The following is a 17554-nucleotide window of genomic DNA, read 5'->3' as shown; positions in this document are numbered from 1 at the left end:
CTACGCTACTGAGCAGGGTGAGCAGGCCTTGGTTGAAATCAAATAGCCAGAGCCTCCATCAGACCCAGGGCGATTCAAGGCGTGGTCGCGTTTCGGCTGGTTCGGACGTGCGTTTCGGATCTTCGTCGGCGGCGGTTGGTGGTTGAACGCTGTTAATTTGGGTGTGTCCGCAGGTTGATGCGAGGTGGGGGAAAAGTTGATGGATGGTTGGAGTCCGGATTTTCGGCCGCGGGCGTGGGAGCGGGACAAGAAGCAGTTCGCGGCATGGACGGGCGGTGCTGCGGTTCGTTCTCCGTGGAAGCGTCGCAGGTTCAGGATATGGCGCGAAGAGCAGCTGTCTAGCAAGTTGCGTTTGGCTCACAAGGCTGAGCAGAAGCGCCGGGCGGATCTGATGGCGAATCCGAGTCCTGAGCTTGTTGCGGCGTATGCGGAGTTGCGGGCTGCGGAGGCGGCGTCCGGTGCGCGGATCGGTTGCGCGCGTGGTGGCGATATGACTGACCCGGAAACGGTTCGGGTTCTTGCTCGTTTGGTGAACGAGCGCGCCGAAAAGTTGCAGTAGGGGCAGTGCACGGCCACATTTATTGTGGTCAATCTGCTTTTGTCCGGAAGTTTTCAGTCTCTGCCGAGGTCGTGTTCGCGTTTCGGTGTCTGGGTCCGCGAGGTTTCCGGCCCGCTCGTCCCTGATTCTCGTGAACCTGTCGGTGGCTGTGACGGGTAGTCGAGTAGGCGTCCGCGCATGAGGTCGCTGAGTTCGTTCGGGTTGTACGGTTCGCGGTTTCCGCTGCGGAGATGGTCGATCATCGCTTTGTGATGCTCGGCCACCTCGAGGTGAATGACGTTGCCTTGGGTTTTGGCGAGCGTGGGTGGTTCGGTGCCGTTGCGGTGTACGCCGGGGGCGAGGACGTCGCGGAGCGGTGTGTGGGTTGCTTCCATGGCGACGTAGCGGGCTGCTTGCACTGCGGAGGCGTGGACTTTCTGCCAGTCGATGGTCCAGCCGGAGGATTTGAGGAGTTCGTCGAAGAAGACTCGTTGTGTGCGGGAATTGCCGTCCCGAAACGGGTGCAGGACGGTGGTTTCGCCCCAGTGGTAGGCGAGTCGGTCGACGGCGCGGTCTTTCGGGAGGCCTTGGGGGAAGTTGTCTTTGGCGATTCCGCGGAAGATGAACGCTGCTTGGTTTTCGATGTGTTCGGGTCGGCAGTGGGGGAGGTTCATGCCGACGGCGCCGGTGTCGCGGGTGCGGAGGGTGCCTGCCCAGTCGTAGACGTCTTGCAAGATGAATTGGTGGATCTTTTTCAGGTGGTCGAAGTCGAAATTACCTGCGATGGGCTGTAATTCGAGCTGCAGGATGCGCTGATACGCCGCTTCGGTTTCGTCCTCGAGGAGTGCTTGCGGGTCGGTGTGCCCGAGTTTGTTGATCAGGACCCCGGTTTCGGGGTCGACGTACGGGTCTTTCAACTGCGGGCAGCTCGGCGGCGGCGGTTTTCGGCGAGGACGAGTGCGACTGCTTCGTCGCCGGTGATTTCTCCGCGTAGTTGCCGGCGTCCGACTTCGATGCCGTATTCGCTGGGTTCCATGCCGGCCATGCGGTGGCCGGCGGTGGCGGCGGCGATGGCTCGGTCGATCTGGGCTTCGGTCATGTGCGACTGTGCGTTGCGTGCAGTGGTCACCGGTGCTCCTTCGTCGACTCGGTCGAGCGTGGCGGTGCGCAGGGGAGCTGCACACCGTTGTCTATTCTACCTGATCATTGCCTGTTTCCTGCGGTCAACAGCCGTTGTGGGGCGGTGTTCAGAACAGAGTGTTTTGGGTTTGCGCGGCGGCGTCGTCGGTGCGTTTCTCGTAGGCGGCTGCGAGGGTTTGCGCTGTGGTGGGGCTGCATCCCATTTCGGTACCGATTTCGTCCCAGTCGGCTCCGTGGTGGTGCAGCTGCCAGGCGTCGTGTTCGTCATCGTTCATGTTCTGGGTTCCTGTCTGCTCGAGGGCGACCTTCGGAGTTTGGCCGCTTTCAGGAAGCTGTAGGTCGAAAGGGCGAGTAATCCGACTCCGGCGATGAGGGTTCGGCTGGTTCCGATGGTGAAGTCCAGGGCTGCGACTGCGAGGGCGAGGACACCGAAGATGCTGTGTTTCACCACCCCCGGCCTGCTGATTCGCTGATTTGGCTTGTCTGGAGTGTTCATGCTCGGCCTTCGCGGATGGCGGCGAGGCGTTGGGAGGCTGCGCGGCGTTCGCGGCCGATGCTGAGCAGGTGCTCGAACAGTTGGTCTTCGGGGAGTTCTTCGGCGGCTTGGGCGAGGGATCGTGCTGCTTCGCGGAATCCGCGCCGGTAGGCCTGGGTGAGGACTGCTGCGATGTTGTGCTCGAGTTCAGCGGACGGGACGCCGATGGTGGTGATGTCGGTGAGCGCTTTGGTGAGCTGTTTCCCGAGGTGACCGCTGGTGCGGCCTTCCTGCTGCAAGGTAGTGAAGACGTGGGCACTGTTGTGAGGTTTGCCGGCCTCGACAAGTTCCGAGATCGCGGTGAACAGTGCCGCGTTCACGGGTCGGTAGAAGTCGGCGCTGGTCAAGGCTGCGACGGCACGTTTCGCGCTCTCGGCCGGCGCCCAGAGCAGCGAGCACAGGAGTTGAGCCTCGACGTCGAGGGCGGTGCTGTACTCGTCGATCTCGCCTTCGTTGTCGGTGAGGTCGTCGAAGTCGGGGACGGTGGCCAGTGAGAGTGTCACGTCGGGGTCCTTGCTGTCGCCGGTGGGCATGAAAGGTCAGGGTCGCGGTGAGGTGAGTTGCCGGTGACTGCGCAGGATCTCGGCGGCCGCGCGGAGGTTGCGGGCAGCCTCGGCGAGATGAGTTGCGATGTCCTGGTCATGGGCGGCAACGTCTTCGGCGGTGTCCGTGCCGGGGGCGGTGTAGAGGGTGTGTAGCTCTTCGCGTGTATCACTGATTCCGGCGAGGGAGTCGTCGAGGGCTGCGAGCATGGTGCGGAGTTTGCGATCGACGGATTCGCTGTCGCGGCGGAGCTCGGCGTCGAGTGCGCGGTCGACGAAGTCTGCATCGGGAGTGAAGGTGAATGCTGCTGCGGTCATGGTGTCCTCGCTTCGCTGGTGAAAGTGTGTGGTCAGGCGGCCGGGGTGAGCTTGGAGATTTCGTCGGGACGGAATCCACTCCAGTGGTTTTCTCCTGCGACGACGACGGGGGCTTGCAGGTATCCCAGGCTCATGACGTAATCGCGGGCCTGTGCGTTTTCGGTGATGTCGATGACGGCGTATTCGATTCCCGCTTTGTCGAGTGCGCGGTACGTGGCATTGCATTGCACACATGCGGGCTTGGTATATACGGTGATCGCCATTGTCATTCCCCCTCTTCGATGATTCTTTATTGATTTCAGTCTATCGAACATTGCAATATAAACCAATACTTTCGCAGGTATTTCTTCGATTAGTTTCCGCTTTCGCTAATGGCATCTTCAATCATTTTCCGCATTCTTTCTCTAATACCAAACCCTGATGTACACAGCTACCTGCATGCACTCTACCTGCACTTTCTCCCCATCCCCCGGTATGTGCCGATATTCTGGTCTCGGCGGGAGCGGGTCAAGGTGAGCGTAGGAAAAAATATCTTAGCGCCTTTGTTCGAGCGTGCGAGTGGCGCGTGTGGATATTATTTCTGGAGCGGCCTTGATGCGCGAGCGTCGGGATAGAAGAATGTTTACACCGGGGCGGGTAGGTTCTTGTCCTTGCGCTTTTGTCGTGGTTCGTGGCCGGCGGCCGGGGTGCTTTCTTGCGTGTCTGTGGTGGTGTCCGTATTCCGCCCTTCCGGTCCGCCGGTGGCTCTTTACCGCCGGCCAGAGGCGGAAGGTGCGGGGCGGAAGGGCGGACGGATCCCCAACCCTTTCGGGCCGGGGATCGCCGCTTCATCGGGTTAGTCGATCGCGACCTCGTCGAATAGGCGGAAGAGCAACATGAGCAACGACGACAACTTGTATCACTACACTTCCGCGGCAGGACTCCTCGGCATCGTTGATCGAATCAGCCAAGCGAGCTTCCCGAACGTGTACGCGACTACCAATCACCCCTTGTATGCCGAGTACACCTACGATCGAACGCTGCGATTCCAGGCGTCTGATGTTCGGTTCATGAACGACCACGCAGAGCTGAAGACTGCCGGCAAAGTGTTCGCGCAGAAGATCACGGATGCCGCCGGTGACTCTGGCGGCGACCACCCGTTGTTACCCCTCGCCCGAGAGCTGCGCGCAAACGGGTTGTTACCAGACCCCGCGCAAGTGTTTGCCGCCTCGTTTACCACCGAGCCAGATGATCTCAGTCAATGGCGCGGTTACGCCGGTGGTACAGGCGGATTCGCGATCGGCATACCCAGGGAAGTTCTCGAGAATCACACCTTCCCAATGTTCAACTGGCCCGAGCCAGAAAATCCAAGACTCGACTCAGTGATCAGTTTCCCGGCGGACGTGGATGTCGTCGAAGTGAGCTACGAGTCGGCCGCTATCGAACGCGACGCCGACGAGTTCATCAGCCGCTACGCGAACAAACCCGCGCTCGGCCCCCACGACCTCGCTTTCGCACGCTTCGAGATGGCGAAGCACCTCGCCCGGCACAAAGATGACTCGTTCAAGGCCGAACAGGAGTTTCGTGTCATGACCCACACAGCGCCACCGACGACCAGCACTAACCCTCTGTTCGGCGAACTCCGCCTCAGCGGTTACGGTCTCTCGCCCTTCACCGCGTTCGCGATCAACCTCGGCACCCATTGGCGTCCGGCGGCAGAGACAACAATCGCGAGACTGATTGTCGGCCCAGGGCCATACCAAGATGTTCAGGTCATCGCGGCGCGTCAACTACTTAGCGTCAACGGCCATGACCCTGGTGTGGTGGAACCTTCGGGCATCACATTTCGAGGTTGATCGAGTCTGTGTCGACTGCGCTACCGCGGCACCAGCTGTATCTCAATGTCTCTCGCACGTATGGCTTTACCCCTAGGTGCGATAGGCGTGGGCACGGTGGTCGATTCTGACGATGACGATGGTGTGGTTGGGGTCGTCGATGTGGAGCAGGATTCGGTAGTCGCCGCGGCGGGCGCTGTGGAGACCGTCGAGGTCGTCGCGTAGCGGTTTGCTGAGCCGGTGAGGGTTCTCGGCGAGGGGTCCGGAGATGAATTCGATGACGGCGTGGACGATCCGGGATGGGAGACGTTGAAGGTCGCGGCGAGCTGGGGATGCGACTTCGACCCGGTACGGGTCGGACGAGTCTGTGGGAGCGTCGCTCATTTCGGCGGCAGGCCGTGTTCCGCGCGCAGGTCGTCGATGGAGGCAGTGTGGCCGGCAGCGTACTCGGCGTCGGCGGTAGCGACGTCGTCGCGGACACCGGCACGTGAGAGCCAGTAGATCGTCTCGTGCAGCGATTCGAGGTCGTCGGCAGACATCAGCACCGCGGCGGGTTTGCCGTGCTTGGTGATCGTGATGATGTCGTGCGTGGTTTCGGCGCTATCGACCAGCGCGGAGAGCTTGTCCTTGGCTTCACCCAGTGGCACTGTCGTCATGCCGTCCAGTCTAGCCGCCAGACTGGCCCGACGATAGCCATACTTTTAGCCGATAATAGTAATTATGCAAGGTACATCTGTCGTGAGCAAACTCTACGTCAGTTCGCAGCCTGTCGGGTGCCAACGTAGTTGACACTACGCCACCCTAGATGGGACCCGGTGACACCAGCCTAGGACTTCGAACTCGCCAACCTGAAAGAATCCACGCCGAACTCTCACATCGGCTGTCACTGAGGACAGTCGCCGCCACGAAACCATGGAATCTCGCTTCAGATGGCAGCGAACTACGCAAGCCGGTAGCCGCAATATGCGGGTCAGTGGCTCTCAAGTAGCTGTCACCACTCCCAACTGAGGTGTCATCGGACACGGTCGCTGTTCAACAATCACTATGCTGCGATCTACGTTGACAGGGGCGGCGCCGTCGGAGCGATCGGCGGCCTGGTAGCAGTGATTCCCGGCGGTGTGCCCAAATAGCAGTGATTCGCACAGTCGGTCTCTTCCAGTGTCTACGACACAGCCCGGGTGACGGTGGCGACGATTCCTCCCTGCGCCACTGTCGTGGACAGTGTGTGGTGAGATTGGTTGTCTGCGTCGGGAGCGGTCACGACTGCTTCGGCGATCGGCGCCAACAGCGTAGTCCGGACGGTACGTCTCATATGTCTGGCCCCGTAGGTGGAATCAAATCCCTTGTTGATCAGAAGACTTCGTACATCGTCATCTGGCATCCAATCAATGTGTATGGCAGACAGCTGATTACGTAGGCGCACGAGCTCGAGATCCACAATCTTCGCCGCTGAGGTCTGGGTCAACGGCGCGAAGTGCACAACCTCGTCGAAGCGGTTGTACAGCTCCGGATCGAAGAATTGCTCGACGACGTCGGCAACGATCTGCTGCGAGTCGCGACGTGCGCCGGGTCGGAATGGTGCCGCGAGCCGCTGCAGTGACGACGAGCCTCGGCGCCGGCGTTCGTGGGCAGCTACTTCGGCAGATCCGAGGTTGGAAGTGAATAGCACAATCGCGTTACGGAAGTCGATGGTCTCGTTGCCTGCCGACAGCCTTAGGACCCCGCTGTCGAGTATCTGCAGTAAGGACCGCAGGACTGTCGCGTGCGCTTTCTCGACCTCGTCGAAGAGTACGAGCCCCGGCCGGGAATGGTTACCTGCGATCAGGGCGGGGTCAAAGAGAGTCAGGCCTTCCTTTGCGCCGGCGTAGCCGGGCGGCGCACCGGCGAGTGATGCCGAGTAGTGTTCTTGTGCAAGGGTATTCATGTCTATTCGGCAGAGGTTGTCGGGATCGCCGGTGACCTGACACGCGAGTTGTTTTGCGAGCTCGGTCTTTCCCACGCCGGTCGGCCCGACCAGCAGTAGCGAGGCGATCGGACGGTTTGGGTCGCGCAGCCCCGCCGCGGAAATCGTCAACGCCCGCACCGCAGCGTCGATGGCAGCCTCCTGCCCGACGATATGTGACTGCAATGCGGCAGTCAGCTCCTGTGGTGATCGGAGCCGACCCAGCCTGAAGCGGCTGGTTCCTACCGGGCTGGGGATTGAGTCCGGGGGTGGTTCGGGTTGCATCGAGCGATCCTCCTTGAAACATAGGTGTAACAGGTACGGCTGTACCCTGTCGTTTGCAATACTTTACGATCAAAGTACCTCGTGCAGAGGCTGGCGAGAGTTTACGAACTAAATGGAGGTCCAACATGCGACACGGAGACATCTCATCGAGCCCGGACACGGTTGGCGTTGCCGTCGTGAATTACAAGATGCCGCGGCTGCACACCAAGGAGGAGGTACTCGACAACGCACGCAAGATAGCGGACATGGTTGTTGGGATGAAGGCCGGCCTCCCGGGTATGGATCTGGTGGTGTTCCCCGAGTACTCCACCATGGGCATCATGTACGACAACGACGAGATGTATGCGACGGCCGCCACGGTGCCAGGCGATGAAACCGACATCTTCGCCAAGGCATGTCGGGATGCAAAGACCTGGGGAGTCTTCTCCCTGACCGGTGAACGGCATGAGGATCACCCGAACAAGCCGCCCTACAACACCTTGGTGCTGATCAACGACGAGGGCGAGATCGTGCAGAAGTATCGCAAGATCATGCCGTGGACCCCGATCGAGGGCTGGTACCCGGGTGGGCAAACCTATGTCACCGACGGCCCGAAGGGCATGAAAATCTCGCTCATCGTCTGCGACGACGGCAATTACCCGGAGATCTGGCGGGACTGCGCGATGAAGGGTGCTGAGCTCATCGTCCGCCCGCAGGGCTACATGTATCCGGCCAAGGAGCAGCAGGTTCTGATGTCAAAGACGATGGCGTGGGCCAACAACTGCTATGTCGCAGTGGCCAATGCGACCGGTTTCGACGGCGTCTACTCGTACTTCGGCCACAGCGCCATCGTCGGATTTGACGGGCGCACGCTGGGGGAGTGCGGGGAGGAAGACTATGGGATTCAGTACGCGCAGCTGTCGCTTTCGACGATCCGGGATGCGCGTGCCAATGACCAGTCGCAGAACCACCTGTTCAAGCTGCTCCACCGCGGCTACACCGGCGTCTACAACGCAGGCGACGGTGACAAGGGAATCGCCGAATGCCCCTTCGACTTCTACCGTGACTGGGTGACCGACGCCGAGGCCACCCGGGAAAAGGTCGAGGCGATCACCCGCCAGACCATTGGTGTTGCGTCCGCACCGGTCTACGATCTGCCCACCGAGAAGACCGCAGAAGCATAGCGACGGAGTCGGTCTCGCCGGGGAATCATGTCATGTCCCGGCGGGATCGAATCTGTTTTCCGCGTGTGTGACCTCACACGAGCGATTTACACCCCGGTAATAGCGCGCTGAAATCATGGGACGTAACCGGCGACCCACCCTGCGCAGGGAGAGTGTTCGATGTCTGACCCACGCATGAATCTCGGCCTGCTCATACCTGAGAGTGGTCCGGCGGGGATCTTCGGGCCGTCGTGCCTGAGCAGCGCCGAACTGGCCATCGCCGAACTCAATCAGCATGGCGGACTTCTTGGTTGCGAGGTCACCGCCACCGTCATCGATGGCGGCGCCGACATTGGGGACGTGGCCGGCGACGTCTCCGCACGGGTGTCCAACGGTGAGGTCGAAGCCCTGGTCGGCTGGCATACTTCGGCGCTGCGTCGCGAGATCGTGCGATCCGTAGGTGGTCTGGTGCCCTACATCTACACGGCGGTGTACGAGGGCGGTGAATCGTCACCCGGTGTGTTCACTACCGGGGAGGTACCCGAACGTCAGATCGTGCCTGCGCTGCAATGGATGGCTCGAGAGGACGGCATCACATCCTGGTTTGTCGTCGGCAGTGACTATGTGTGGCCACGACGCACCGCTGGTCGTATGCGGAAGTGGGCGACGACAGGTGCCTTCGGTTCAGGTGTCAGGCTCGTCGGGGAGTACTTCACGCCGCTGGGTGAGACCGATTTCAGTGATGTGCTCGATGAGATCGAGTGCTCCGGCGCCGGCGGGGTGTTCGTGTTGTTGCTGGGCCAGGATGCGGTGTCGTTCAACAGGCAGTTCGCTGCTCGTGGGTTAGATCGCGATCTCCCTCGACTCGGGCCGCTGATCGATGAGAATATGCTGCTGGCCGGCGGTGCGGGCGCTGCGCGTGAACTCTATTCCGTGTCAGGCTTCTTCGAATCCTTGGGGACCGGCCACAGTCTGGAGTTCGGTGGGCGGTATGCGGAGCGCTTCGGTGCGAGTGCGCCGCCGCTGGCCTCGCCGGGCGAGTCCTGCTACGAGGGTGTGCGGCTCCTGGCTGAACTGGTTGAGCGGTCGGCGTCGGTGAATGTGTCTGAATTAAGCGCTCAGGCACAAGCCGACATTCACTATGACAGTCCACGTGGGCATGTCCGCTTCCGGCGGCACCATCTCGCTCAAGACGTGTATATAGCGAAGGCCAGGGGGCTCGAGTTCGATGTCCTCGAACAGATTGCCGCGGTCGGCTAAATCAGCGGCGGGCGCCGGTCGGTTTACTGACTCGTGAAGTCTTCTGCTTGTTTGCCGTAGTGGTTGAGCATGCGTTCCAGCGCTTGTCGGTCGCGTGCGGCGAACATGCCCAAGGCCTCGGCTTCGGTGGCAGCGATAGTGCCGAGAAGTTCCTGGTGGACGCTCGTACCCCGGCTGGAGGCGTGCACCAGCACTTTGCGTCGATCACCCGGGTCGGCGAGCCGGAAGACGTAGGCGTGCACAGCCAGCTTGTCCACGTATTTGGTGAGGGTGGGTGCGGCGACACTCAACGCTCGTGCCAAGTGATTCATCGCCACGCCGTCCTGGCGCACGATGACGTCGAGTGCGTACCAGTGATCGGCGGACATATTGTGCTGCGCGGTAATCCCGTCGATGCGGCGTGAGAGCATCCGACTCAATGAATCCAATCGCCCTGCCAGTGGCCTGGGTGAGACCTGTAGGGCGTCTGCCTCGGCCGCGCCGGCGGCGCCCGTCGGCTTGGTCTGGACAGTGGCCATCCGATCATCCTTCTCTTGGTACGGGGGACGCGCAGTACGAGTAACTGAGGCCCCGTTCCAGTCCCCGATGTCCACATACTAGCGTGCACAGGATTGCCCCTCAACCACATCGTTGTCATTTCGCATATTTCGGTTACGAAAAGTTAACATTGATATATTTCACACTGACAGTATCTCCACTACTGTCAGTTGCGGGGAAGCCAGGGGCTTCTCATTCAGGCAGTAACTCCGCGAGTCCGGTCGAAAAGACCCGCCCCTCCCTGTTGTGCGGCACCCGCAGGCTCGCGACCACCGTTGAAGGAGATGAAGTGTCAGGAGCACACGACCACAATCACGATCATGGGCACAGCCACGCCCATGAAGGTGCGGCGTGCGACAGCGAGTCCGCTGGGTACGGCACCGACAAGGTACGGCTTGAGGCGTTGGTCACCGATGGCGTTCACCGCATCGGAGATCACGAGGGACCGTTCTCTATTCACGTCCTGGGCATCGGCAAGACCGGTTCCAACGTCGTCGAATCGATGCTGCGCGAGTACGCACCCGGGGGTGCTGCAGCCGGTTCGGAAACACCGTTCCGTGGGCTGGCCATCGACATTGGTGATGCCGAATTGACCGGTGTCACCACCGCGTCGGCAGCACTGTCCGGCGATCTCGCCAGCGCGGAGGTCGTCGACCTTCCCGCGCTGGAGAATGAGGCGCTGTTCAGCGAACTGCGACGCTACCGCGAATTTCTCAAGAAGGAGTACCCCCGCTACTACTGGAATCCCAACTACGAGCCGTGGCTTCCCAACGATCTCGTGGTGCCGGAGGCTGGTGACCACTTCCCGCGTGCGGTGTCCAAGGGCCTCTACGGCGTCGACTACTACACCGGTGGTGCGGTTGCCCAAGCGCTTGACCGTTTCGCCGACGGGATCATGTCCAGCGACAAGACCCCACTGGTGATCATCGCCTTCTCACTGGTCGGTGGAACCGGTAGTGGCATCGTCGTCGAGTTGGCCCGCCATCTATCCAACATCCGGTTGGGCCGTCGCGCGCTGGTTGCCGGCATGTGCGTGCTGCCCGCCGACGCCGACCCCGACGAACTCAAGGACGGCCGCGCGTTCATCGCCATCAATGAGCTCGACTGCATGGTGGACGCCGACAAGAACAAGGGCGTCATGACCGTCTGGGGTGACCTCTACAAGAACCCCTTTACCGCTGGATTCTTCGGTGTACCACAGAACGCGGTGTACGACGCGGTCGGCGACCTTGACGCCGCGCACAAGGCCATCGACACCGGTATCGCGCAGTTTGTTTTGCGTGACGGAGGCGATCACCTGTACGAGTCGATCAAGGCACTCAACTGGATGAATGTCCCGGCCGACGCGTGGCACCCGGCCACCCGTGGTGATCAGACCGACAGCTGGATCAACTTGCTCGCAGTGGGTATTGGTCCGGCCGGCACTCCGCTGGTCGGCGAGGTGACCGACTCGGCAGCAGTCGAATTCGTCGAGGTTCGCGCATTCGGTGCGGATTCGGCCAGCGCAGTCGCAGCGTCGTTGTCTGAATCCCTCGATCCCGTCGTCGGACCCAACACGCTGGCCTTCGCAGGTTCGGGCGACACCACGGTCGCGGCCTTCATCCCGCGGCTGAGCAAGCTCGACATGAGCTGGTTCGTGCCCGCGCGGGAGGCCTACGACGCGCTGGATTGGGAGTCCAAGCTCATGCGTCACGCATGGCTGCTCGATCTCGGTGTGCTGCTCTGCGAGCCCTCAACCCGATTCGAGGGAGTCGGTGGCGAATGCATTTTGGGCTGCGCGTGCTGGGTTGTTGTCCCGCACTTGGCAATCCGTGGTGAGGTTGAACAACTCGAGCTGTCCAAGTGAGCACCGGAACCGACATCGAGCACGCGGGGGCCGAGATGACTACGGAGCCAGCAGGTCTGGACTGGGATCAGGCCGTCGAGAAGTATCGGGACGGCGCGGCGGTCGACACCCTTCCGGGTGGGGCAACCGTGACCGTCAGCGGAGCCGACGACGAGCGGATCTACGTCAAACACCAGCTCTGGACCGCAGAACTACACCGCTACAACTTGGAAAAAGGTGTTGACCTGGTTAACCAGGGGGCAATCCCGCGCGAGGCCAACAAATTCATCGACAAGTACCGAACGTTGGTTGCGGACGAGCGCCCCACGGTCGCCGCAACCATCCTCAAAGACCTTGGATACCTGAGCTAGCTAGAAGGGCTGGACTACCACCATGGCACTATCCATGTACCACAGTGCAAGCGGAAAACAGGCGCCGCACTGTATCAATGTTGTCGGCCTCGGTAAGGCCGGCGCCCAGCTCATCGATGCGCTCTTGCGGACCGGTGAGATCGAGGACATGCTCGACGATCCGCGCGCTCGTTTCACTGCGTTGGCGATCGATATCGGCGAGGGCGACATGCGTCAGATGCGCCAGTACGCGGACTCGTTCTACGCACGCCTTGATGATCGTGGGATTCCCCGGGACCGCGCGCAGATTCGCACTGTGGCCCTGGACATCCCTGACGCCGCGGATCTCGAGCAGAGCATGGCTCGCTTTCCCGAGTTCCTCGGCAGGGAGTTCCCGCGGTTCAGCTGGAAGGGCCAGGGCGAGAGCGGATTCGCGTCGTGGCTGGATGCCACCACGACTCCGACCACCGAGAAGAACTACGTCGGCCAACTGGAGGTCCCGTCCTCCGACGAGCATGTGTCCCGCTCCTTGGCGAAGGCGATCTATGGCCGTGCGTATTACGACGGCGAGCGCCCACTCCACAGCGAACTGGAAGCATTTGCCGACAGCATCGACCAGACCGGCCTGCCATGCCTGGTTCTTGTTGCCTTCGGTGTTGGTGGCGGCACGGGCAGCGGAATGGTTGTTGACCTCGCCCGCCACCTGAGCACTGGTGCGCTCGGCCGTCGGGTGCCGGTCATCGGGGTCGGCTTCATGCCGTGTTCGGGAGATCCTGAGTACCAGCGTGGCGCTTCGGTTTACGCCACGCTCAACGAGATCGACTGCATGCTCGATGAGACGAAGAACGAGAAGATCACCTCGGTGTGGGGTGACATGTACAAGAATCCGTTTACCGGAGGATTCCTGGCGGTCACCCAGGAGCAGTCGTGGGAGCGTCTGTACCGGTACACCACAATCAAGAAGGGTGTGCTCCCCGAGATCCGGCATCAGCAGGCGTTGCACGTCACGAACAAGTTCGTCGACGACTCGTTCGCCCGCTACGTCGTTCACGACTACGGTCGCGAGATCTTCCGCGTTCTGCGTCCGGCCGGTTTCACCGGTGCACCACATGAGCGAGTCAGTTTCGGGCCGCGTAACTTCACCGTGTTCAACGTTGCCAAGCTCATGCATCCCGGTGTGGAGGTACTGCCGGGCGAGCCGATCAGCAAGTGGCGTAGTGCGATCAGCGACTGGATCGGGTATGTCCCGCAGTGGATGGGTATTCGCGAGGGCTTCGCGACAGAGTATGTGGAAGCACATACCTTCGCGGCCCGCACCAAGTGGAATGCGACCCTGCAGGCCAAGCTCGAATCGACTCTGTCGCAGTACCTGCTGCCGGGTGAGGACGGCTCGCTGCGGACCACCGAAGGCGAGTTCTTCGACGAGCTGACGGTGTACTCCAACATCATCGTTCCGGGTGTGGCGAAGGCGGACCTGACGGCATTCGCCGAAGCCAAGAAGCTCTATGACGCGGTCCCTGCCAGTGAGCGGATCGTCCTCAGTAGCTGGCTGCTCGAACTCGGCATCGTGCTCTCGGAGCCATCCGATCAGTTCGAGGCCACGATGGGTAAGGCGATTGCTGGATCGCCAGGGTGGAACACCCGTATCGGTGTCGACGAGATGGCGGGCGCCGCACTGCCGGCCACCGCTGTCGAGTACACCAACGAGGTGATGGCAGCCTCGGTCGCCACGGTGGTGCCGACGCCGTAACCCGGCCGGTGGCGGTCCGCTCGGCGCGTGTGGATGTACCAACCGAGCGGACCGCCCGGTCCCGGCCTCAGAGGTTCTTGTGCATGGAGGGCCAGTGGATTTCGAAAGTGATTGGCAAGACGACTATTTAGCGTGGATATTGCGCCTGAATGACACCCGTGATTCGGTGCGGTACATGGTCACCCACCGGCTGGAGGACCGGACTGTTGCGGAGGCGGTGGCCATGCAGGTGGTGGTCTCGATGCTGGCCCGGCCCCGGGTGTTTCGTTACCAGGGACTGCCTTATGCGGGGCGTATCGCGGCCCTTGCCGAACCTCTCATTGCCGACCCGGACGGTGACTGGCGAGCACAGCAGTGTTCCTGGGAGGAGCTCGCCGGCCGGCTGTTCGAGATGCCGACCGACTTACGCAACGTACATGTGGCAGCACATGTTCACGGACTTAGTGCCGCCGAGATTGGTTCGGTGCTCGGGGTCGACGTCGACATGGTGCAGTCGATGCAAAAACAAGTGGAGGACTATCTCCGACCATCGGATGACGGTGAATGAGTTTTCGTAACTGACCCGTCTCATACAGCAGAGGAATGAACCAGTGCATATTGCCGAAGGCTTTTTGCCGCCGGTCCAGGCGGCCTGTTGGGCGGCGGTAGCCGCACCGTTCGTTGTACACGGTGCCGTGGCCGTCGTGCGCGAGGTACGTGAGCATCCTGAATCGCGGTTGTTGCTCGGGGCGGCAGGGGCGTTCACCTTCGTCCTGTCCGCAATCAAACTTCCCTCGGTGACAGGTAGCTCGAGCCATCCCACCGGAACTGGGTTGGGCGCGGTGCTCTTTCGGCCGCCGGTGATGGCCTTCCTGGGAACGGTGGTACTCCTGTTTCAGGCGCTGCTGCTTGCACACGGCGGTATCACCACCTTGGGTGCCAACGCGTTTTCGATGGCCATTGTTGGTCCGTGGGCCGGATACGTGGTGTGGCAGTTGAGCCGAAAGACGAAGGCACCCTTTAGTGTCGGGATCTTCTTCGCAATGGCGATCGCGAATCTCTCGACATACTGCGTTACCTCTGTTCAGCTCGGCATTGCCTTCCCCGATGCGACCGGCGGTGTGATCGGTTCGGTGGTGAAGTTCCTTGGTGTCTTCGCCGTTACTCAGATTCCACTGGCTGTCATCGAGGGCCTCGTCGGGGTCCTGATTTTCAACGTCCTGCGGAAGGTGGCGCGGCCGGAATTGCTGCGTCTGGGAGTATTGACCGACCGCACCGCACAAGACAGCGCAGCCCCAGCCAAGGAGACCATCCATGTCGCGTAACAAGAATGTTCTGGTCACCGCACTGATCATCGGTGCGATTGTCGTGATCTTCGCTCTGTCGATGTTTCTCAATCGGAACGCCCCGGAGGATGAGGCGTTCGTCGGTAGCGATTCCCTGGCCACCGAGCACATCGAGGAGAACCATTCCGACTACAAGCCATGGTTCTCGCCGGTCTTCACCCCCGGGTCCGGTGAGATCGAATCAGGACTGTTCGCGCTGCAGGCTGCGCTCGGTGCGGGAGTGTTCGGCTTTGCGCTCGGGGCGATGTGGCAGCGTAGGCGCTCCGAACGTGAGGCGATCGCACTGGCCGGTGACGTCGACGCTATGGCCGCGAGCGCTGGCGAGGGTGACCGGACATGAGTGCTGGCACCGCCGCGATCGATAGCGTTGCGTGGAGGTCGACGTGGCGCCGCCGGCCGGTCGCAGAGAAGGTCATTCTCTTCGGCGGGATCGTCGGATGTGCGGTGGTGCTTGCCCCGGTTCCGGCGGCGCCACTGTTGATCGTGGTGACCCTGATCGCCGCGCGACGAGCCGGGGTTCCGTTTGCGCACGTGCTCCGTACCGCCCGAGAACCTGCGGCATTTATTGCGATCGCGGCGCTGTCGACTGCGGTATCGATCGATTTCGGCGCTCTGACGATATCAATGACTGCGCACACGGCTTTGGGTGCAGCTGAACTCGCACTGCGTGCGATGACGGCATCACTGGCGATGCTCGTCTTTGCCTCCACGACACCGATGACCACGTTGACGACGGCGCTACGGCGGGCGGGGCTCCCGGCGGCCTGTGTTGACGTCATCGGAATCATGTATCGCATGGTGTTCGTGCTGGTGGAGTCGCTGGCAACGATCCGGCAGGCGCAGGTCGCGCGACTGGGCTATGCGGGATTTCGACGATCACTCAACTCAGTGGGCCTCCTGACCGCGGCCGTGCTGATCCGGTCTTGGACTCAGGCACAACGGCTGGAGACCGGATTGGCGGGTCGCGACCAGGGTATCGGTATGCCGGTTCTGTATCGGCAGCCGGTGAGCCGACAATTCATCTTCGGCTCGGTATCCGTTCTTATTGGTGTTGTCGCACTAACAGTTTCGTGGGAGATGGCATGAGCCATAGATCGCTGAGCGCCGAACATGTGGCGTTCGCCTATCACGGTGCGAGCGATACGCTGATCGACGTCGATATCGAGATGGCACCGCGCTCACGCGTGGCACTGCTGGGTGCCAACGGATCGGGAAAGACAACGCTGCTCCGAATACTGGCCGGATCGCTGCGGCCGTCGCGCGGGACGGTCAGTCTTGACCACACCCCTATCAAGTACGGTAGGGCAGGGCTGCGTACTCACCGTCAGAATGTGCAGTTGGTTCTGCAGAACCCGGATGATCAGCTGTTCTCGGCGGATGTCAGACACGACATCGCCTTCGGGCCAGCGAATCTGGGATTGAACACCGACGAGATCCTAGAGCGGGTCGACGAGGCGATGCGGCTGCTGTCGCTCACCGACCTGGCCGACCGGCCGACACATGAACTGTCCTACGGGGAACGCAAACGCGTCACGATTGCCGGCGCGATGGCGATGCGGCCCTGTGTGCTGCTCCTCGATGAACCCACTGCCGGCCTGGACCCTGCCGGGGTGGCCGAGATGTTCCAGGCACTTGAACGGCTCGAGGAAAGTCGCACCACGGTGGTCCTCTCCACCCACGACGCTGCTCTGGCGTTGGATTGGGCGTCGTCAGTAGCGATCGTTGAGGGCGGCACAGTCCGCCAAGGCGATCCCGGCGAACTGCTCGGCAATGCCTCGCTCCTTGCGGCCGCCCGGCTCGCGGCGCCATGGTCGCTGGAACTCGCCGCAAAGCTAGCGCGAGACGGATTCCTCCCGCAATCACTGCGCCCGCGTAATGTCTCTGAGGTGCATGCGTCTATCGCTGCGCACGCATTACGCCACGGCGGACGGGTCTGACGGCGCCGCAGCCTGTGCAGGTGGAGCAGTTCTTACGAACGGCGACCGACGTCGCATCTGCTCGTCCACTCTCCGAGCGTGAGCGCGACCTGGTTGCCGAAGCTCGTCGACTGCGCCGGCAGTTGTACGTGCGGTTAGGTCCGAAGCCTCTTCCTGCGGCGAAGAAAGTTCCGCATTGCGGAAGGCCGGCACCGGCCGGAGGGATCCGCTCTGTCGTTTCCGGCGGCCTGCCCGGAATGTCGACGGCCATCGTAAGCTCCCCACTGGCGGCCATTTATGGCGCATTTTGTGGCCATGGTTTCTCCCCGCGTACG

23 protein-coding genes and 1 pseudogene are annotated in these 17554 nt (G+C 61.6%); 13 read left to right on the top strand and 11 right to left on the bottom strand.

What is annotated here, in order from left to right; all coding sequences use genetic code 11:
- Nucleotides 1–199: 199 nt before the first annotated feature.
- Nucleotides 200–559 carry a hypothetical protein gene (locus tag R4P70_RS31670; RefSeq protein ID WP_317833672.1) on the top strand — a complete coding sequence of 120 codons (360 nt, stop codon included), beginning with the start codon at nt 200–202 and terminating at the stop codon, nt 557–559.
- A 53-nt stretch (nt 560–612) separates the two neighbouring features.
- On the opposite strand, the gene R4P70_RS31665 is transcribed toward R4P70_RS31670, so the two are convergent.
- The 7 genes from R4P70_RS31665 to nrdH form a co-directional block, all read right to left on the bottom strand.
- Nucleotides 613–1455 (bottom strand): Fic/DOC family protein, encoded by an 843-nt coding sequence (locus R4P70_RS31665; RefSeq protein ID WP_024488171.1) that lies wholly within the window; start codon nt 1453–1455, stop codon nt 613–615.
- Complete coding sequence (locus R4P70_RS31660) at nt 1452–1667, bottom strand: antitoxin VbhA family protein (protein WP_007734780.1); 216 nt, start codon at nt 1665–1667, stop codon at nt 1452–1454. The genes R4P70_RS31665 and R4P70_RS31660 overlap by 4 nt, the downstream gene beginning before the upstream one ends.
- A 118-nt stretch (nt 1668–1785) precedes the next feature.
- Nucleotides 1786–1953: a hypothetical protein gene (locus R4P70_RS31655; RefSeq protein WP_167343370.1), complete on the bottom strand. Its 168-nt coding sequence runs from the start codon at nt 1951–1953 to the stop codon at nt 1786–1788.
- Nucleotides 1950–2174, bottom strand: a complete 225-nt coding sequence (locus R4P70_RS31650) for a hypothetical protein (protein WP_042449146.1) — start codon at nt 2172–2174, stop codon at nt 1950–1952. The genes R4P70_RS31655 and R4P70_RS31650 overlap by 4 nt, the downstream gene beginning before the upstream one ends.
- Nucleotides 2171–2746 carry a DnaB-like helicase N-terminal domain-containing protein gene (locus R4P70_RS31645; protein ID WP_007734783.1) on the bottom strand — a complete coding sequence of 192 codons (576 nt, stop codon included), beginning with the start codon at nt 2744–2746 and terminating at the stop codon, nt 2171–2173. Before R4P70_RS31645 ends, R4P70_RS31650 begins: the two co-directional genes overlap by 4 nt.
- A 6-nt stretch (nt 2747–2752) precedes the next feature.
- Nucleotides 2753–3073 carry a hypothetical protein gene (locus tag R4P70_RS31640; protein ID WP_317833667.1) on the bottom strand — a complete coding sequence of 107 codons (321 nt, stop codon included), beginning with the start codon at nt 3071–3073 and terminating at the stop codon, nt 2753–2755.
- 32 nt (nt 3074–3105) lie between these two features.
- On the bottom strand, nt 3106–3336 hold the full coding sequence (gene nrdH / locus R4P70_RS31635) for a glutaredoxin-like protein NrdH (protein WP_287484037.1): 231 nt from the start codon (nt 3334–3336) through the stop codon (nt 3106–3108).
- 786 nt (nt 3337–4122) lie between these two features.
- Between nrdH and R4P70_RS31630 the strand changes: the two genes are divergently transcribed.
- Nucleotides 4123–4908, top strand: a complete 786-nt coding sequence (locus R4P70_RS31630; protein ID WP_317833663.1) for a DUF2971 domain-containing protein — start codon at nt 4123–4125, stop codon at nt 4906–4908.
- 72 nt (nt 4909–4980) lie between these two features.
- Here the strand turns inward: R4P70_RS31630 and R4P70_RS31625 are convergent, their stop codons facing one another.
- The 3 genes from R4P70_RS31625 to R4P70_RS31615 all read right to left on the bottom strand — a co-directional run bounded on the left by R4P70_RS31625 (nt 4981) and on the right by R4P70_RS31615 (nt 7114).
- Nucleotides 4981–5271, bottom strand: coding sequence for a type II toxin-antitoxin system RelE family toxin (locus R4P70_RS31625; protein ID WP_054828169.1), 291 nt, complete (start codon nt 5269–5271; stop codon nt 4981–4983).
- A complete protein-coding gene (locus tag R4P70_RS31620; protein WP_054828168.1) occupies nt 5268–5543 on the bottom strand; it encodes a type II toxin-antitoxin system Phd/YefM family antitoxin in 276 nt (91 codons plus the stop codon). The genes R4P70_RS31625 and R4P70_RS31620 overlap by 4 nt, the downstream gene beginning before the upstream one ends.
- Nucleotides 5544–6049: 506 nt before the next feature.
- Nucleotides 6050–7114: an AAA family ATPase gene (locus R4P70_RS31615; protein ID WP_317833658.1), complete on the bottom strand. Its 1065-nt coding sequence runs from the start codon at nt 7112–7114 to the stop codon at nt 6050–6052.
- A 125-nt stretch (nt 7115–7239) separates the two neighbouring features.
- Here R4P70_RS31615 and R4P70_RS31610 point away from each other — a divergent pair, with 125 nt between their 5' ends.
- Together R4P70_RS31610 and R4P70_RS31605 are read left to right on the top strand one after the other, a co-directional pair.
- Nucleotides 7240–8277 carry an aliphatic amidase gene (locus tag R4P70_RS31610; protein WP_125053400.1) on the top strand — a complete coding sequence of 346 codons (1038 nt, stop codon included), beginning with the start codon at nt 7240–7242 and terminating at the stop codon, nt 8275–8277.
- Between the two features lie 159 nt (nt 8278–8436).
- On the top strand, nt 8437–9516 hold the full coding sequence (locus tag R4P70_RS31605; protein ID WP_317833655.1) for a substrate-binding domain-containing protein: 1080 nt from the start codon (nt 8437–8439) through the stop codon (nt 9514–9516).
- 23 nt (nt 9517–9539) lie between these two features.
- Here the strand turns inward: R4P70_RS31605 and R4P70_RS31600 are convergent, their stop codons facing one another.
- Nucleotides 9540–10034, bottom strand: coding sequence for a MarR family winged helix-turn-helix transcriptional regulator (locus tag R4P70_RS31600; RefSeq protein ID WP_317833653.1), 495 nt, complete (start codon nt 10032–10034; stop codon nt 9540–9542).
- A gap of 308 nt (nt 10035–10342) precedes the next feature.
- Here R4P70_RS31600 and R4P70_RS31595 point away from each other — a divergent pair, with 308 nt between their 5' ends.
- The 9 genes and pseudogenes from R4P70_RS31595 to R4P70_RS31555 all read left to right on the top strand — a co-directional run.
- On the top strand, nt 10343–11899 hold the full coding sequence (locus tag R4P70_RS31595) for a tubulin-like doman-containing protein (protein ID WP_317833651.1): 1557 nt from the start codon (nt 10343–10345) through the stop codon (nt 11897–11899).
- Nucleotides 11896–12249 (top strand): hypothetical protein, encoded by a 354-nt coding sequence (locus R4P70_RS31590; RefSeq protein ID WP_317833648.1) that lies wholly within the window; start codon nt 11896–11898, stop codon nt 12247–12249. The genes R4P70_RS31595 and R4P70_RS31590 overlap by 4 nt, the downstream gene beginning before the upstream one ends.
- 22 nt (nt 12250–12271) lie before the next feature.
- Nucleotides 12272–13978, top strand: a complete 1707-nt coding sequence (locus R4P70_RS31585) for a tubulin-like doman-containing protein (protein ID WP_054828165.1) — start codon at nt 12272–12274, stop codon at nt 13976–13978.
- 94 nt (nt 13979–14072) lie between these two features.
- On the top strand, nt 14073–14525 hold the full coding sequence (locus R4P70_RS31580) for a hypothetical protein (RefSeq protein ID WP_059039477.1): 453 nt from the start codon (nt 14073–14075) through the stop codon (nt 14523–14525).
- A 43-nt stretch (nt 14526–14568) separates the two neighbouring features.
- Nucleotides 14569–15282, top strand: coding sequence for an energy-coupling factor ABC transporter permease (locus R4P70_RS31575; RefSeq protein WP_054828163.1), 714 nt, complete (start codon nt 14569–14571; stop codon nt 15280–15282).
- Nucleotides 15272–15643, top strand: coding sequence for an energy-coupling factor ABC transporter substrate-binding protein (locus R4P70_RS31570; RefSeq protein ID WP_054828162.1), 372 nt, complete (start codon nt 15272–15274; stop codon nt 15641–15643). Before R4P70_RS31575 ends, R4P70_RS31570 begins: the two co-directional genes overlap by 11 nt.
- Entirely contained in the window at nt 15640–16389 is a 750-nt protein-coding gene (gene cbiQ, locus R4P70_RS31565) for a cobalt ECF transporter T component CbiQ (protein ID WP_317833640.1), read from the top strand. The genes R4P70_RS31570 and cbiQ overlap by 4 nt, the downstream gene beginning before the upstream one ends.
- Nucleotides 16374–17240, top strand: a complete 867-nt coding sequence (locus R4P70_RS31560) for an ABC transporter ATP-binding protein (RefSeq protein WP_317833638.1) — start codon at nt 16374–16376, stop codon at nt 17238–17240. The genes cbiQ and R4P70_RS31560 overlap by 16 nt, the downstream gene beginning before the upstream one ends.
- Before the next feature lie 20 nt (nt 17241–17260).
- Nucleotides 17261–17554, top strand: a pseudogene (locus tag R4P70_RS31555) (hypothetical protein); the annotation flags it as partial.

The organism is Rhodococcus sp. IEGM 1241 (genome assembly GCF_033142365.1).
GTDB lineage: Bacteria > Actinomycetota > Actinomycetes > Mycobacteriales > Mycobacteriaceae > Rhodococcus_F > Rhodococcus_F erythropolis.
Note: the sequence above shows the minus strand (reverse complement) of the source record. Positions and strands in the feature narration are given on the sequence as shown.

Excerpts from the sequence above, each read along its gene's own strand:
- R4P70_RS31600 (WP_317833653.1), bottom strand. The coding sequence starts at position 10,034 with ATGGCCACTGTCCAGACCAAGCCGACGGGCGCCGCCGGCGCGGCCGAG.
- R4P70_RS31605 (WP_317833655.1), top strand. The coding sequence starts at position 8,437 with ATGTCTGACCCACGCATGAATCTCGGCCTGCTCATACCTGAGAGTGGT.
- R4P70_RS31585 (WP_054828165.1), top strand. The coding sequence starts at position 12,272 with ATGGCACTATCCATGTACCACAGTGCAAGCGGAAAACAGGCGCCGCAC.
- R4P70_RS31630 (WP_317833663.1), top strand. The coding sequence starts at position 4,123 with ATGAACGACCACGCAGAGCTGAAGACTGCCGGCAAAGTGTTCGCGCAG.
- R4P70_RS31615 (WP_317833658.1), bottom strand. The coding sequence starts at position 7,114 with ATGCAACCCGAACCACCCCCGGACTCAATCCCCAGCCCGGTAGGAACC.
- R4P70_RS31570 (WP_054828162.1), top strand. The coding sequence starts at position 15,272 with ATGTCGCGTAACAAGAATGTTCTGGTCACCGCACTGATCATCGGTGCG.
- R4P70_RS31645 (WP_007734783.1), bottom strand. The coding sequence starts at position 2,746 with ATGCCCACCGGCGACAGCAAGGACCCCGACGTGACACTCTCACTGGCC.
- R4P70_RS31640 (WP_317833667.1), bottom strand. The coding sequence starts at position 3,073 with ATGACCGCAGCAGCATTCACCTTCACTCCCGATGCAGACTTCGTCGAC.
- R4P70_RS31610 (WP_125053400.1), top strand. The coding sequence starts at position 7,240 with ATGCGACACGGAGACATCTCATCGAGCCCGGACACGGTTGGCGTTGCC.
- nrdH (WP_287484037.1), bottom strand. The coding sequence starts at position 3,336 with ATGGCGATCACCGTATATACCAAGCCCGCATGTGTGCAATGCAATGCC.
- R4P70_RS31670 (WP_317833672.1), top strand. The coding sequence starts at position 200 with ATGGATGGTTGGAGTCCGGATTTTCGGCCGCGGGCGTGGGAGCGGGAC.
- R4P70_RS31625 (WP_054828169.1), bottom strand. The coding sequence starts at position 5,271 with ATGAGCGACGCTCCCACAGACTCGTCCGACCCGTACCGGGTCGAAGTC.
- R4P70_RS31650 (WP_042449146.1), bottom strand. The coding sequence starts at position 2,174 with ATGAACACTCCAGACAAGCCAAATCAGCGAATCAGCAGGCCGGGGGTG.
- R4P70_RS31620 (WP_054828168.1), bottom strand. The coding sequence starts at position 5,543 with ATGACGACAGTGCCACTGGGTGAAGCCAAGGACAAGCTCTCCGCGCTG.
- cbiQ (WP_317833640.1), top strand. The coding sequence starts at position 15,640 with ATGAGTGCTGGCACCGCCGCGATCGATAGCGTTGCGTGGAGGTCGACG.
- R4P70_RS31655 (WP_167343370.1), bottom strand. The coding sequence starts at position 1,953 with ATGAACGATGACGAACACGACGCCTGGCAGCTGCACCACCACGGAGCC.